A 15247-nucleotide genomic window follows, 5' to 3' on the forward strand; every position below is an offset into this window, starting at 1 on the left:
AGATCGTAATGCTTTCAACCAAAAACATTAGAGATTCCAGTTTCTTGTTATAATCGCAGATCTACTTGATCTTTAGGTAATATATACTTTAAGTCATAAATTACATGATTTTCTTTACCAAGCGCTTTAATTTTTTCAGCGCCTAGTGCTTTAAACTCAGCATGAGATACTGCCAAAATAACCGCATCATAGTGCGCTTCTTTAGGTCTATCTATCAGTTTTAAATTGTATTCCTCTTCTGCTTGCGCGCTAGAGCACCAAGGATCTAAAACATCTGTATTGATATTATATTCTTTTAGTTCACTTATAATATCTACAATTTTAGTATTACGAAGATCAGGACAATTCTCTTTAAAGGTAAGTCCCATCACTAATACATTAGCACCTTCAACTTGAATGCGTTTTTTAAGCATTTTCTTAACCAATTGAGAAACTACATATGCAGCCATTCCATCATTTAGTCGCCTACCGGCTAAGATCATCTCTGGATGATAACCAACAGATTGTGCTTTATGCGTTAAATAATAAGGATCAACACCAATACAATGGCCACCTACTAAACCGGGTCGGAATGGCAAAAAATTCCACTTAGTCCCAGCAGCTTCAAGCACCTCTAATGTATCAATACCAAGTTTATTAAATATAATTGATAACTCATTTATAAGAGCAATATTTACATCTCTTTGCGTATTTTCAATTACCTTTGCTGCTTCTGCAACTTTTATAGTGCTTGCCTTGTGAGTTCCTGCTGTGATAATTGACTTATAAAGTTGATCTATTTTTTCAGCTATTTCAGGTGTAGAACCTGAAGTTACCTTTAAAATATTAGTTACACGATGTTCTTTATCGCCAGGATTAATGCGTTCTGGGGAGTAGCCCGCATAAAAATCTTGGTTAAACTTTAAGCCTGATACACGTTCAACGACAGGAATGCATTCTTCTTCGGTTGCACCCGGGTATACTGTTGATTCATACACAATGATATCGCTTTTACCTATAACACCACCTAGCATCTCACTAGCTTTGATCAATGGCGTTAAATCAGGTTGTTTATGTTCATCTATAGGCGTCGGAACAGTAACGATATATATATTACACGACTTCAGATCCTCTTTAATTGCGCTGTAGGATAGTTTTGTAGCAGACCCTAGCTCTTCTGATGAACATTCTAAGGTTCTATCTACACCTTTTTTCAGTTCTGAGACGCGTCCTTGATCAATGTCAAAGCCTAATGTATTGAATCTTTTACCAAACTCTACGGCCAGTGGCAATCCCACATATCCGAGACCGATAACACCGATTTTAACGGAGTCAAATGTAAAACTCATTATCTATTCCTATACTTCTTGAATTAATTAATTTACTTATAATCTTGTTGAAAACCTTAAATACCTAAACTCAGAGTAATACCGACCTGAAATAATTTTATTGTGATCGAGACACTCTTTTTATTTGAAGTATTCACTCATCATACTTCCAACTAAAGTGCCGAGCATATTTATTATAAAGAATAAACATCAGCACAAATAGCGCCAACTCGATACTTTCAGGTACTTGAAAATATTCACCTAACACACCTAATATAGACATAAGTGCTGAAGCTATTGAAATAACCACTAGTGTTTGGCGTGAAGACAAACCTGCGCGTTGTAATATGTGGTGTAAATGATCTCGGTCTGGCTTGAAAGGAGACTTACCTTTGCGGTATCTGCGCATAACTATAGCCAGCATGTCCATTAAAGGTATGGCACATATCCATAATGCGGTTACTGGCCTAAACGAGGCGCTTTCGCCTTGCGTACCAATGGTTAATAGCCATATAACACTTAGGCCGATGAACATACTACCGGCATCGCCCATAAATATTTTTTTGCTGTAACTTTTAAAAAAACCTAAATTGAAAATCAAATAAGGCAAGGTTGCAGTAGCTAAAATTAGTGGATAGCTTAAGTAGCTCGTATTGCCACTTATTAAAAATAATATCGCAATGGCGGTAAAGGTATTTAAACTTAAGCTACCAATTAAACCGTCAATGCCATCAACCATGTTATAAGCATTAATCACCACAATAATGGCAAAATAAGTAAATACGATGCCTACAGGGCCTAATTCAATATCGCCAAAACTAAATAAGTTACCTAAGTTTGATATATAACCACCTACGCCATAAATCATTAAACTGGCAATAATAATTTGCCCTACAATTCGAATGCGTACTTTAAGATCGAATTTATCATCCAATGCGCCAATAAACACCATCATCGCTGAGGCAACTAGGTACATACGTAATTCTAAGGTATTAGGCAGCCAAATTAGGCTGGCCGCTAATACTGCAGCAAATATTGAAATGCCGCCAATCAGTGGCACCTGGCCGTTATGGTGTTTGCGTGCATTCGGCTTGTCTACTAAGCCAACATCAATGGCGATAGGTTTGAACACTTTTATTGCAATAAAAGCAAAGCAGAAGGCAGTTATGGCGGCAACAATCATTACATATACTCCTATTTACTTGTAACTTTGGCTGAAACTTGAGCAGCAGTAGTCGAACCTGATATTGGCTCAGCAACTTGGTTAGCACTATTTGAATGGTTAATGTCGTCTTTATTATTACCTTTATTATCTTTATTAGAAAAGTAACGTACTAACACAATTAACACCGATAAAATGCCACCTAACATAGTACCTAGCACAACAATTAAAGCTCGTTTTGGTTTTGCTTTTTCTTCTGGTGCATTAGCAGGGTCAATAGTTTTTAACACATATTCTAGTGATACTTCAGCTAACATGATGGTTTTGGTTTGTTGCTCAATTAACTGATAGAACACCGTTTGCATGTCTGCTAGTTGAGTTTCTTGTAGCTTAGTAGATAAATAGTCAATACTGCGTTGCGCTTCGGCTTTATCTTGTTCGCGCATGGCGGCGTTGATATCACTTACTAGCCATAACAACCACTGCGTAGCAATTTCTGGTGAGTAATGCTCAATAGTTAGGGTAATCATACCCGTTTCTTTATTCGTTGCCACCGCTAAGATATCTTTAAATGCTTTATAAGCTTTCCATGAAGAAGGTTGAGGCTGTTTTGGCGCTTTAACTTCTCTTACCCATGTTTTAGTTGTCGTGTTATAAATGTCGTCATTAAATATCAGTCTATTGGTTTTAGCATTCCAATTTTTAGCTGCCATTAAAGGCACTAATAATTGGTGTTTATTGATGAATTTTTCGAGAAATACTCGAGACTTTAATACTTCAAGCGCTAGGCCTGTTTTGTCTGTGCCGCCGCCGCCAAGGTTAATACCGGCAAGGCTTGCTAAACCACCAAACTGGCCAGCCATTTTAGATAAGCCACTTGCACCACCTTGCTCGCTTGCTGGTGCTAATAGGGTTGTAGCTTTATAAATATTAGGTTGGTTAATCGCATAGATAATTGATGAAATGGCGAACAAGCCACTAATAGCAATAATTAATAGTTTGCCTGACCATATAGCATGCCAAAGCTCTACTAGGTCAATTTCGTCGTCTTCGGGAAGGTGTTGCTGATGATATTCGTTTGAATTCATTGCGTCGACTTCTTTTGAAGTACTTCCTTGCAATTTATGACTTTTCACAATGTCTCACACTTACGTTCATTTGATTATACCTATTGGCAATTAATTCGAAACTTTACATTAAATGCTCAAGCGGAGCGCATTATAACAAGAAATCTGTATTTTTTAATAGTTGTTTATTGGTTTTATTTGAACAAAAACATTTGGCCTTTTTAAGTTTACTGGCTGGTTGTGATTTTGCCCTTTTTTGTTATGTGTTCGTTTTGTGGCTGTCAGACTGAAGTCCGACCTACAGGTAGTTTTAAATTTTGTGGCTGTCGGACTGAAGTCCGACCTACAGGTAGTCAAATACAAGAGATTAAATAATTATGCTACTGACGCTGACGCTATTACTAGCAATAGCGTCAGTATCTCTCTGAAATTGTCAGCAATTCACCGTTATTCAAAAACAGATAAAAACGCCAAACCAGCCATTACAAACTGCCAATGGCTGCAACCGCTACGGCTGAATTATAAATTATTTGTGTTACTGCCGACCAAAGGCTTAGGCTGTCTTTATATTCTAAATCTAGCGGTATTACTATGGTATCGCCTGGTGCTAACATATCAGCTTGGCTTGAAAACCAGTTGTTGTTATTACTTGCTAACTGCACTGTGCCATCGGCTTTGATAATATAAATACGTTCTTGGTCAGCACGGGTTTTTAAGCCACCTGAGCGGTTAATATAATCGTTAAAATCAACACCGTTTTCATACAAGTGTGATGTTGCATATTGCACTTCGCCTATTACGCTGATTGACTCTCGTGTTTTGGGTATATACAAAACATCGCCGTCATCTAAGCGAATATCGGCTAGGTTATTGCTTAATACTTGTGGTAAGTCAATTACTAAGCGGCCAATGGCTTCAGCCGAATTTAATTGAGTTAACAAGGCTGATGATTCGGTCAGTTCAGCGCTGCCCGCTTCATCATCAGTTAATTTTATTTGCGCTGTTTCACTTTCTAACTGTGCTTGCAACTGTGCTATTTTTTCAGCTTCTTGCTTTTTAAGCGCGGCTCGGGTAAAAATTGCCGCCGAGGCATCAGCCTCTGTTGTTAAACCGCCAGCGCGCTGTATAACATTATTTAAGGTTTCACCTTTTTGTATAATATAACTACCGGGAAAAACCACTTCGCCGGTTAATTCAATTTCTCGCTTTTCTTGCCAATCAGGTATGCGTTTAATGTGCAAGTTATCAAGTGATTGCAGTATAAACTGACTCGCTGGATTAATATTTTGATGGCTAATTTCAGCATTTTCTATCCCGTCATGATTAAAGCGCACTAAGTCTGCATTAACCAAGTAGCTAGACTCTTTCAAGCCACCGGCTAAATTAATCAACTCATTACTGGTCATGTTGATAACATAAGGGTATTGCCCCGGAAAATGCACATCGCCGGTGATGCTAACTACGTTTTGTGCCTTTGACTTGTCAGCTTGTTGGCGCAATTCAGTAATTAATCCCTCAAGTAATTCAGTACGTGGCTTGTTGCGGTCAAACAAAAATAATCGGTCAAGCGCGGTTAGTGAAATATTCTTCGCGGTGGCACTGGTTAGATCGATGTAAAGCACACTGGTATTTAGTTGTTTGTCTTTTCTGGCGAGTAAAGCATATTCTAATTCAGAGTTTCGTGTATAACCCATAGCCGCATTGAGTAAGTCATTAACTGTGGCGTTTACCGTTAGCGGATAATCGCCAGGATTACGCACCGCGCCTTTTGCGCTAACAATAGTGGCAAGCTCTGCCAATTGAGTTTGTGCTTTTAGCACCTCAAGCAAAGGTTCTAAGCTTTCGCTACGATTTCTTTGTTTGTTAAATACGTAAACGGTGTCTTCTGCCTGTAAAACAAAGTCTGACGAAGCTTGCTGACTTTTTATATAATCAGCAAAATTGACGTTATAGCTAGTCAATTTGCCGGTAATAGGGTTTTTACGGGTAATTAAAATGTATTCAAGATCAGGTTGGGCTTTAAAGTCATTAATACTGCGAAGAATATCGCTTAATTTGATGTTTTTATACCAACCATAAATACCGGGACGTTGAATATGGCCTTTTACGGTAATGCTTTGCTCTAGTGTTGATAACACTGAGGCCACTTCTATGGTGTCACCATTTTTAACTTGGCTATTTTGGCCGGTCAGTAAGTTAACACTGAGCACTGAACGTAAGCCACTTTTGTTGATACGTGCTATTTTTCCTACTTGCTTATAAGCGGTGGCTTTTACGCCACCGGCCAAACTTATGACCTCAGCTATGCTTTGCTCGTTTTTAAGCTCATAAATCGCTGGACGACTTACTTCACCTTTAATGCCAACTGTTGTGCCAACCGTAGGTATAAAAACCACATCTCCGGCCATTAAACTGATATCGCCTGAGGTATCACCTTGTAATAACAGTTGGTATAAGTCTAACTCTGCAATAACTTTGCCACGGCGTTTTACTTGAATGTTGCGCAATGAGCCAATGTCGTTAATACCACCTGCTGCATATATGGCTTGAGTTACCGTTGATAACGAACTTAAGGTATATGACGCGGCGCGATAAGCTTCGCCCAATACAAATACTTTAATGGAGCGTAATTCGCCCATTGATATGTTGCTTTTAACGCCTAATATTCGCTCGTCGATAATACTGGTGATTAAACTTTTTGCTTCACTAAAACTTTGCCCTGCTACATTAACCGGTCCTAATTTAGGAATGTCGACATTGCCTTGACGGTTTATGGGTAAGTTGTAACTCATGGTTTCTTTACCATAAAGCTGAATAGATAAAGAGTCGCCTGGGCCTAAAACATATTCAGAAGGAATAGGTACGTCAGAAACAGGGGCAAATGTTGATGGTTCGCCAGCAAATAACTCGTAACCAAAAGGCTTTAGGCTAAGGGTGTTTTCAATTTTTTCAAACTGTAGGCTGATGGCCTCAATTCCTGGTAAAGTTTCGTCAGATGATTTTAATGCTGGATCATTTTCATCTATTGGTGTGTTTCTAACTGGCACTAGTTCATTTAATGAGGGAGATGACTGCGTAGCTGCTTTGCTGTTATTGCCAAGGCCACCTAGTGCTGAGATGTCAATACCCATGTTTTTCGCGAGGGCTTTTTGCTGACTCGGTGACAATTGTTTAAATTGTTCTATTTGTGCTTGGCTTACGTCTGCAGAAAGAACATTAAAGGCACTGATGAAAAGTAACGACACAAGTGTGATTTTGACAAAAAATAACTTCATTGATTTATTTAACTTCTATAATTTATAGCGATGGTTTAATTATTAGATAGTCAAATAAGCTTTTATAAAAAAATGACAAAGGCTTAATTATATCCATATAAAGTCAGTCGAAAGATTGCTTAAAATTGACTTTAAAAGACATACCTAACAGATCAGCATTGCACAGTAGTTTAATTACTGTTCTTTGTCAAAAAAATTAATTTCAATATGGCGAATTAATTATTTTGCTGATCTGCTTTGTTTACTTGGTTTTGCTTTGCTTACTTAATTTTTCTTAGTTTGCTTGGTTAAAAATTTGATGTACCACGGCATGGCTTTATTTATGCCTTGTTGAATACGGTATGCTGGTTGATAACCAATAAGCTTTTTAGCTTTTGATATATCAGCCTGAGAATGGCGCACGTCACCCGCTCTAAATTCTTGGTATATGGCTGTTTTAGTATAGCTAACCTCATTGGTGTTTAATGCAGCAACTAAGCTTGAAAATAATTCATTAAGTGTTGTTCTATCCCCTAGCGCGACATTATATATTTGGTTTTTGCCTTGCTCATTCGCTGTGGCCGCTAATATATTGGCTTGTACGGCATTTTCGATAAAACAAAAATCACGACTGGTTTCACCATCACCATTAACAAATAAGTCTTGATTGTCTATCATCGCGGCTGTCCATTTAGGAATAACCGCAGCGTAGGCACCATCAGGGTCTTGGCGCTTACCAAATACATTGAAGTAACGCAGGCCGGTGGCATTTAAGCCGTAAGTTTTATTAAATACATCAGCATAAAGTTCATTAACATATTTAGTCACGGCATAAGGGGATAATGGCTTACCAATGTTTGCTTCAACTTTTGGTAATGCAGGGTGATCGCCGTAAGTAGAACTTGATGCGGCATAAACAAAAGTCGCTACTTTCGCGTCTTTTGCGGCGGTTAACATATTCACAAAACCGGTAATGTTGGCCGCGTTAGTTAAAATAGGATCTGCGATAGAGCGAGGCACGGAGCCAAGGGCGGCTTGGTGTAACACGTAGTCAACGTTAAGGTTATTAATAGTGAAGGCTTGCTGACAATCGTCAAAGTTTCGAATATCGCCATTAATAAAAGTAAAGTTATGCCATTGCTGTGCTGAGACCTCAGATTTCACTTCGTCTAAGTTACGTTGGTGACCGGTAGCAAAGTTGTCTAAACCGATAACTTTTTGGTTTAATAGTAATAATGTTTCTAGAAGGTTTGAGCCAATAAAACCTGCGACCCCAGTAACAAGCCAAACTTTTGGTTCTTGCTTAAGCTGCTTTTGTACTTCTTCATATTTTGACATTATTACTTCCATTTAGTTTTGAATATTAAGTTTTAAATATTAAGTTTTATTGCATTCGCTGTACGGTTGACGGACTAAAGTCCGACCTACAAAACAATCGCCTAAATCTACATTGTCACCTGTAGGCTTGATGTAGGGTGGACTTTAGTCCATCAGGTTTTAAAAATAGCTGTCAGTTATAAAAAATAGCTTTTAGATTACTTTTTTATTTGGCTTTATCCTACTCCGCTTTGTATTCGCTGCACGGTTGACGGACTAAAGTCCGACCTACAAAACAATTGCCTAAATTTACATTGTCACCTGTAGGCTCTATGTAGGTTGGACTTTAGTCCATCAAGTTAAATAAAATTTAACTTCTTTCGGAATAATACCAACTGCAAAAAATAATACGCTGTAAATACCTGTTGGCCAATCTCGTTAATAGCCCGCTGCACGGTTGACGGACTAAAGTCCGACCTACAAGATAATCACCTAAATTTATATTATCACCCGTAGGCTCGATGTAGGTTGGACTTTAGTCCATCAGGTTCAATAAAGTTTAACTTTTATATAAACAGTGACCTACAAATATACTGAATTCCAAAAAGAATAATTAGCAATATTATTCACTAATCTTTTTCTCAATGGATTGGCAAGAATATATCTAGCTAGATTCTTTCTATTTTCATCAACCCTTAAAGCACGATCATAAAACGATGATTGCCAAAATTGCTTTTGCTGATTACGTTCTTTATTAATAATAAAGCTAGCACTTCCCTTTAAACCCTTAACAACATTAGGTAGTGTTGAACCATCAGCATTTAAACGCAATAAGCCATGAAAATGATCAGGCATTAATACCCAGGCCAGCCATACACAATTATGCTTAGTTTCATTAACAATTATTTGCTGAGAAAACAAACAGGCCAAATTAAAATCATGAAAATATGGTTCTCTGTTTTGGGTATTGAAAGTAACAAAATACTCACCTTGCTCATGTGAATAACGGCCTTTACGCAAATCAGACCATGACATAAAACCTCCATGTTTTATAATTTATTAAAGCTTTGGCATTGGCTAATTTAGTTAATAGCCCGCTGCACGGTTGACGGACTAAAGTCTGACCTACAAAACAATTGCCTAAATCTACATTTTCACCGGTAGGCTCGATGTAGGTTGGACTTTAGTCCATCAGGTTAAATGAAATTTAACTGTTTTCGGAGTGATGCCAACTGCAAATGTTTGTTGGCCCATCTCGTTAATAGCCCGCTGTACGGTTGACGGACTAAAGTCCGACCTACAAAGCAATCGCCTAAATTTACATTATCACCCGTGGGCTTGATGTAGGTTGGACTTTAGTCCATCAAGTTAAATGAAATTTAACTTTTTTCGGAGTAATGCCAACTGCAAATGTTTGTTGGCCCATCTCGTTAATAGCCTGCTGTACGGTTGTCGGACTAAAGTCCGACCTACAAAACAATTGCCTCAACCTACATTTTCACCCGTGGGCTCTATGTAGGTTGGACTTTAGTCCGTCAGGTTAAATCAAATTTAACTGTTTTCGGAATAATGCCAACTGCAAATGTTTGTTGGCCCATCTCGTTAATAGCCCGCTGTACGGTTGACGGACTAAAGTCCGACCTACAACATAATCGCCTAAATCTACATTATCACCCGTAAGTTCTATATTGCTGATTTATCCGCTACGCTATAAACGCATGTCTACTGACTCTTTTGGTAGTATATATTTTAGGTCATAAAGTACATGGTGTTGTTTACCTAGTTTGCGAATTTCGTCAACACCTAAGCTTTTAAATTGATTATGGGCTACCGCCAAAATAATAGCGTCGTAATGACCAGCTTCGGGTTTTTCTGTCAGGCTTAAATTATATTCGTGTTCGGCTTGTTCGCTTGAACACCAGGGGTCGGTAATATCAACATTCATGTTGTATTCTTTGAGCTCGCTGACGATATCAACAATTTTGGTATTGCGTAAATCAGGACAGTTTTCTTTAAAGGTCAGGCCCATAATTAACACATTGGCACCTTCTACCTGAATACGTTTGTGTAGCATGTTTTTGACTAACTGAGAGACAACATAAGCGCCCATGCCGTCATTTAAACGCCGACCAGCGAGTATCATTTCAGGATGATAACCTACTGATTGCGCTTTATGTGTTAAGTAGTAGGGATCAACACCAATACAATGACCACCGACTAAACCGGGGCGAAAGGGCAGAAAATTCCATTTGGTGCCCGCAGCTTCAAGTACTTCTAAGGTGTCGATATTGAGTTTGTTAAATATAATAGACAGCTCGTTAATTAAGGCAATGTTAACGTCGCGTTGTGTGTTTTCAATAACTTTTGCTGCTTCTGCAACTTTGATTGAACTCGCCTTATAGGTGCCTGCAATGATAATAGAGCGATATAGGTTGTCTACAATTGTCGCTACCTCAGGTGTTGAGCCAGAGGTGACTTTTAAAATATTGGTGACTCTGTGCTCTTTGTCGCCGGGGTTAATACGTTCAGGTGAATAACCCGCATAAAAGTCTTTGTTGTACACTAAACCCGATGCTTTTTCGACTACGGGAATACAAGCTTCTTCAGTTGCACCTGGGTAAACTGTCGACTCATAAATAATAATGTCGTTTTTACTGATCACTTTACCTAACATTTCGCTGGCTTTAAGTAATGGTGTTAAATCGGGCTGTTTATGCTGGTCGATAGGTGTTGGTACGGTAACGATATAAACGTTGGAGTTTTTCAAGTCTTCGGGTTGGCAAGCATAACTTAGGTTGGTTGTTTCAGCTAATTCTTCATCGCTAACCTCAAGGGTACTGTCTGTGCCATTATTTAATTCGGTAATACGTGCTTGATTGATATCGAAACCTAAGGTTTGATATTTTTTTCCAAACTCTACTGCCAGTGGTAAACCAACATAGCCTAAGCCTATTACGGCTATTTTTACATCATTTAAATCACGTATCATTTTGGTAATCCTTTGCCTTTAATAGCGGTTATTAAAAAAGTTTTAAGTTATTAGCTGTTAGTAGAATAAAGCCTTCTGTTTAAAGTTTACTTGTCGGTTGATATTTTTATCATCAGGTTTTAAAAGACAGCTGTCAGTTTGGCCTTATCCCACTACGTTTTGTATTCGCTGAACAGTTGACGGACTAAAGTCCGACCTACAAAACAATTGCCTAAATCTACATTATCACCCGTGGGCTCTATGTAGGTTGGACTTTAGTCCATCAAGTTAAATGAAATTTAACTGTTTTCGCATAAATGCGAACGACAAATAATAATGCCAACTGCAAATGTTTGTTGGCCCATTTCGTTAATAGCCGGCTGAACAGTTGTCGGACTAAAGTCCGACCTACAAAACAATCGCCTAAACCTACATTATCACCCGTAGGCTTGATGTAGGTTGGACTTTAGTCCATCAAGTTAAATGAAATTTAACTGTTTTCGCATAAATGCGAACGACAAATAATAATGCCAACTGCAAATGTTTGTTACTCCATCTCGTTAATAGGCCGCTGAACAGTTGACGGACTAAAGTCCGACCTACAAAACAATCGCCTAAATCTACATTGTCACCTGTGGGCTCTATGTAGGTTGGACTTTAGTCCATCAAGTTAAATGCAATTTAACTGTTTTCGCATCAATGCGAACCACAAAAAATAATGCCAACTGCAAATGTTTGTTACTCCATCTCGTTAATAGGCCGCTGAACAGTTGACGGACTAAAGTCCGACCTACATAAACAATTGCCCAACGCTACATTGTCACCTGTGGGCTCTATGTAGGTTGGACTTTAGTCCATCAAGTTAAATGAAATTTAACTGTTTTTGCATAAATGCGAACGACAAATAATAATGCCAACTGCAAATGTTTGTTGGCCCATTTCGTTAATAGGCCGATGAACAGTTGACGGACTAAAGTCCGACCTACAAAACAATCACCTAAATCTACATTATCACCTGTGGGCTCTATGTAGGTTGGACTTTAGTCCATCAAGTTAAATGAAATTTAACTGTTTTCGCATAAATGCGAACGACAAAAAATAATGTCAACTGCAAATGTTTGTTACTCCATCTCGTTAATAGGCCACTGAACAGTTGACGGACTAAAGTCCGACCTACATAAACAATTGCCCAACGCTACATTGTCACCTGTGGGCTCTATGTAGGTTGGACTTTAGTCCATCAGGTTAAATACCGTTTATTGCTGCTACTGCTACAGCAGAGTTATAAATAATTTGTGTGGCTGTTGACCATAATGTTAGATCATTCATATATTCAGAATCTAATGGCACTACGATGGTATCGCCTGGTTTTAACAAGGCGTCTTCTGCGCCAGAAAACCAGTTACTTTCTTCAACCATTTTAATACTACCACTGGCCGAGATAACATAAATACGCTCGGCGTCAGCACGTTTTTTAATGCCACCACTTTGCTCGATATAGTCTTCGGTCGTCATGGCATTGTCATATAAATGTGATGAGCCCACCTGAACTTGGCCAATAACATTAATGGAGTTGTTCTTAGTTGGCACATAAAGTACGTCACCGCCCTCTAGTAACACATCATTATTATTTGAAGCCATTAAACTGGGAAGATTAATCACTAAACGCCCGATTGGATCTAGATTAGTAATATCAGCCAGTAGTTTTTGGGCATCGTCGTAAGAAGCTGAAGTACCTTGTTCGGTTAATGATTTAGAGGCCATTTCAATACGTAGGTCACCAGCAAGCTTAACTAGGTTTTGCTTTTCAAGTTCTTTTAACTTTATGCGAGTAAACACTGACGCATCAGGGTGAGCATATTGGGTTAAACCGCCGGCCTTACTAACTAAGTCAGCTATGGTTTCACCGCGACGAATGGTATATTTGCCAGGAAAGACAAACTCACCTCGTAATTCAACCACATGGTTTTCACTCCAGGCGGGAATTTTATGCACGTTTAGTCTATCTTTACTTTGCAAAGCAATATCGAAAATTTCATCTCCTTTTAAGGCTAAGCCTAGGTCGACATCTAAAGAAATTTTTGTCGCACCTGCCACGGTAAGTGTATTACGAGTCACTTCTGCTCGCGCTAAGTAAGCAGACTCATTTACGCCACCAGCTGCGGCTAATAAATCACTTACTTTTGCATTTTTCGCTAGCGGATAAACACCAGGGAATTTGACTTGGCCATCTACTTCAATCAGTTGAATGGGTTGGCCAGAGGCGCCTTGTTGACGTAACTTTGTTAGCACTGGCGCTAACAAACGAGGGCGAGAAAACAAACCCATTGCACGAATATCGACTTCCTGGTCTACACTACTATTGGTCATCTGCACTAAAGATTGATTGGCTAAACGCCCTGCTTCTTCAGTTGCATCAGTGTCTGTTGCATATTGTGATGAACTGCCGCCATATTTGTCCCAAAACAATTTTTCTTTATGTGACGTTTTAGCCTGCTGTCGCTCTTTGGCAAAAAGTTGCTCTTGGGTAAAAGCCAATTGATCTAGTGATATTTTTTTATCCAACTGCTTAGTAACATTAGCAAATATCAATAGTTTGTCGTTAGGTAATAAGGCAAGATTATCAACTGGGTTAGGTGTTGATTTATTAAGCGCCTTGGCTAAATTAAATTGTAATACTTCTATATTTCTGGCTTGGTCTTTTTGACGCACAATTAAGCCATAACTTAAATCGGCAGAAGGCAAGATATGAGAATCTAAACTGGGCAACAAATCAGCTATTTTAAGACCTTGTTGCCATTGATATTTTCCAGGACGTGTCACGGCGCCGATAACGGTAATTGATTGTTCATATATACCCGAGCTTTTTAACACCCGAATATAATCACCACTTTTCAGTAATTGTTTACGCGCTTTACTATCCGTTAGGTCAATATTAATGATGCTAAGTAAGCTGTCTTGATTATAGCGTTCTACCATGGTTGATTGCGGATAGGCAGACGGTAATAAACCACCAGCCATTTCAATAATTTGATTGAAGTTATCGCCGGCCTTTAGTTCGTATATAGCGGGACGCCTAACTTCACCTCGTATTGAAACATTTTTACTTTGAGTTGGAATGAAAACCACGTCGCCAGATTGCAACAAAATGTCGCTTGAAGAATCACCGTTTATGAGCAGGTCGTATAAATCAACAGTTTGTACTATTTTGCCCGCGCGTTTTACTTCAATATTGCGTAATGAGCCAATATCGCTAACCCCACCGGCAGCAAAAATAGCGTGTGTAACACTTGAAAGTGAACTAAGCGTGTAAGGGCCTGGTTTGTAGGCGTCACCTAAAACAAAAATACGCATTGAACGTAATTCAGCTAAGCTAACCACCACGTTTACCCCCAAAATACGTTGTTGAATTCTTTCAGCTAGAAATTTTTTCATCTCGCCAAACGCTAAACCAACAATTTTCACTGGTCCAATATTAGGGATAAGTATATTGCCCTCTCGCGTTATTGGCAGTATGTATTCAGCATTTTCTTTACCATACATTTGTATCGATAATTGGTCACCAACGCCTAGGATATAGTGTTCAGGAATGGCAATATCCATGGTGGGGGTAAACGTACTTGGCGCATTGGCAAAAACCTCCATACCAAATCTTGTTAGTGGCTTAAATAATTCAGTGTCACTTTCAAACTCAATAACCTCTGCTTGCCCTACCATTTTATTTTCAACTGTAGATCTTGGCACAACGGGTGTAGATGATAATTGTGTTTGTTGGTTGCTACCCGATATTTGTCCCATAACGGCATTAAGATCAACACCCATGCTTTGTGCTAATGACTGCTGCTGAGATTTAGGTAAATTTTTAAATTGCTCTATTTGCTGTGGGCTAATTTGCGCTGCGATAGCACTAAAGGAGAGTGTAAAAACTACCAAAAGGCTTGTCAGTTGACGGATAAAGTAAATCATTGGCACATGTTTTTCCTGTGTATACGGAGGGGACAGAAATCAACCTCAACTAAAAGTTAATAAAAAGTTAATTTTAAGTAAATCACAGGCGAGTCTATCAGTAAGTTTACTTTGATTAAAGTAACTTTTTAAGTACAGTATATTATGCGTTACTCATTAAGATATAAGAGATAAAAGAGATGGCTGTCAGTTAAAGAAACAGCTTT

At 38.7% G+C, this 15247-nt stretch carries 8 protein-coding genes; all 8 read right to left on the reverse strand.

Features of this window, described 5'->3' with window-relative positions:
* Positions 1–47 precede the first annotated feature (47 nt).
* A complete protein-coding gene (tviB, locus tag H4J65_RS13290) occupies positions 48–1328 on the reverse strand; it encodes a Vi polysaccharide biosynthesis UDP-N-acetylglucosamine C-6 dehydrogenase TviB (protein ID WP_182198505.1) in 1281 nt (426 codons plus the stop codon).
* 133 nt (positions 1329–1461) lie between these two features.
* Positions 1462–2490, reverse strand: a complete 1029-nt coding sequence (wecA, locus tag H4J65_RS13295; RefSeq protein WP_182198506.1) for a UDP-N-acetylglucosamine--undecaprenyl-phosphate N-acetylglucosaminephosphotransferase — start codon at positions 2488–2490, stop codon at positions 1462–1464.
* 11 nt (positions 2491–2501) lie between these two features.
* Positions 2502–3557, reverse strand: a complete 1056-nt coding sequence (locus H4J65_RS13300) for a Wzz/FepE/Etk N-terminal domain-containing protein (protein ID WP_182198587.1) — start codon at positions 3555–3557, stop codon at positions 2502–2504.
* Between the two features lie 461 nt (positions 3558–4018).
* Positions 4019–6811 carry an SLBB domain-containing protein gene (locus H4J65_RS13305; protein ID WP_182198507.1) on the reverse strand — a complete coding sequence of 931 codons (2793 nt, stop codon included), beginning with the start codon at positions 6809–6811 and terminating at the stop codon, positions 4019–4021.
* A gap of 264 nt (positions 6812–7075) precedes the next feature.
* Positions 7076–8128: an NAD-dependent epimerase/dehydratase family protein gene (locus H4J65_RS13310; protein WP_182198508.1), complete on the reverse strand. Its 1053-nt coding sequence runs from the start codon at positions 8126–8128 to the stop codon at positions 7076–7078.
* A 561-nt stretch (positions 8129–8689) separates the two neighbouring features.
* Entirely contained in the window at positions 8690–9142 is a 453-nt protein-coding gene (locus H4J65_RS13315; RefSeq protein WP_182198509.1) for an REP-associated tyrosine transposase, read from the reverse strand.
* Between the two features lie 673 nt (positions 9143–9815).
* The gene (gene tviB, locus H4J65_RS13320; protein ID WP_220461205.1) at positions 9816–11096 is read right to left on the reverse strand and encodes a Vi polysaccharide biosynthesis UDP-N-acetylglucosamine C-6 dehydrogenase TviB; all 1281 of its coding nucleotides are present in this window, start codon (positions 11094–11096) and stop codon (positions 9816–9818) included.
* Between the two features lie 1224 nt (positions 11097–12320).
* Positions 12321–15041 carry an SLBB domain-containing protein gene (locus tag H4J65_RS13325; protein WP_259367625.1) on the reverse strand — a complete coding sequence of 907 codons (2721 nt, stop codon included), beginning with the start codon at positions 15039–15041 and terminating at the stop codon, positions 12321–12323.
* Positions 15042–15247: the final 206 nt, after the last annotated feature.

The sequence above is a fragment of the Colwellia sp. MB02u-9 genome (genome assembly GCF_014077085.1).
Taxonomy (GTDB): Bacteria; Pseudomonadota; Gammaproteobacteria; order Enterobacterales; family Alteromonadaceae; genus Cognaticolwellia.

Excerpts from the sequence above, each read along its gene's own strand:
- tviB (WP_182198505.1), bottom strand. The coding sequence starts at position 1,328 with ATGAGTTTTACATTTGACTCCGTTAAAATCGGTGTTATCGGTCTCGGA.
- wecA (WP_182198506.1), bottom strand. The coding sequence starts at position 2,490 with ATGATTGTTGCCGCCATAACTGCCTTCTGCTTTGCTTTTATTGCAATA.
- H4J65_RS13300 (WP_182198587.1), bottom strand. The coding sequence starts at position 3,557 with ATGAATTCAAACGAATATCATCAGCAACACCTTCCCGAAGACGACGAA.
- H4J65_RS13305 (WP_182198507.1), bottom strand. The coding sequence starts at position 6,811 with ATGAAGTTATTTTTTGTCAAAATCACACTTGTGTCGTTACTTTTCATC.
- H4J65_RS13310 (WP_182198508.1), bottom strand. The coding sequence starts at position 8,128 with ATGTCAAAATATGAAGAAGTACAAAAGCAGCTTAAGCAAGAACCAAAA.
- H4J65_RS13315 (WP_182198509.1), bottom strand. The coding sequence starts at position 9,142 with ATGTCATGGTCTGATTTGCGTAAAGGCCGTTATTCACATGAGCAAGGT.
- tviB (WP_220461205.1), bottom strand. The coding sequence starts at position 11,096 with ATGATACGTGATTTAAATGATGTAAAAATAGCCGTAATAGGCTTAGGC.
- H4J65_RS13325 (WP_259367625.1), bottom strand. The coding sequence starts at position 15,041 with ATGATTTACTTTATCCGTCAACTGACAAGCCTTTTGGTAGTTTTTACA.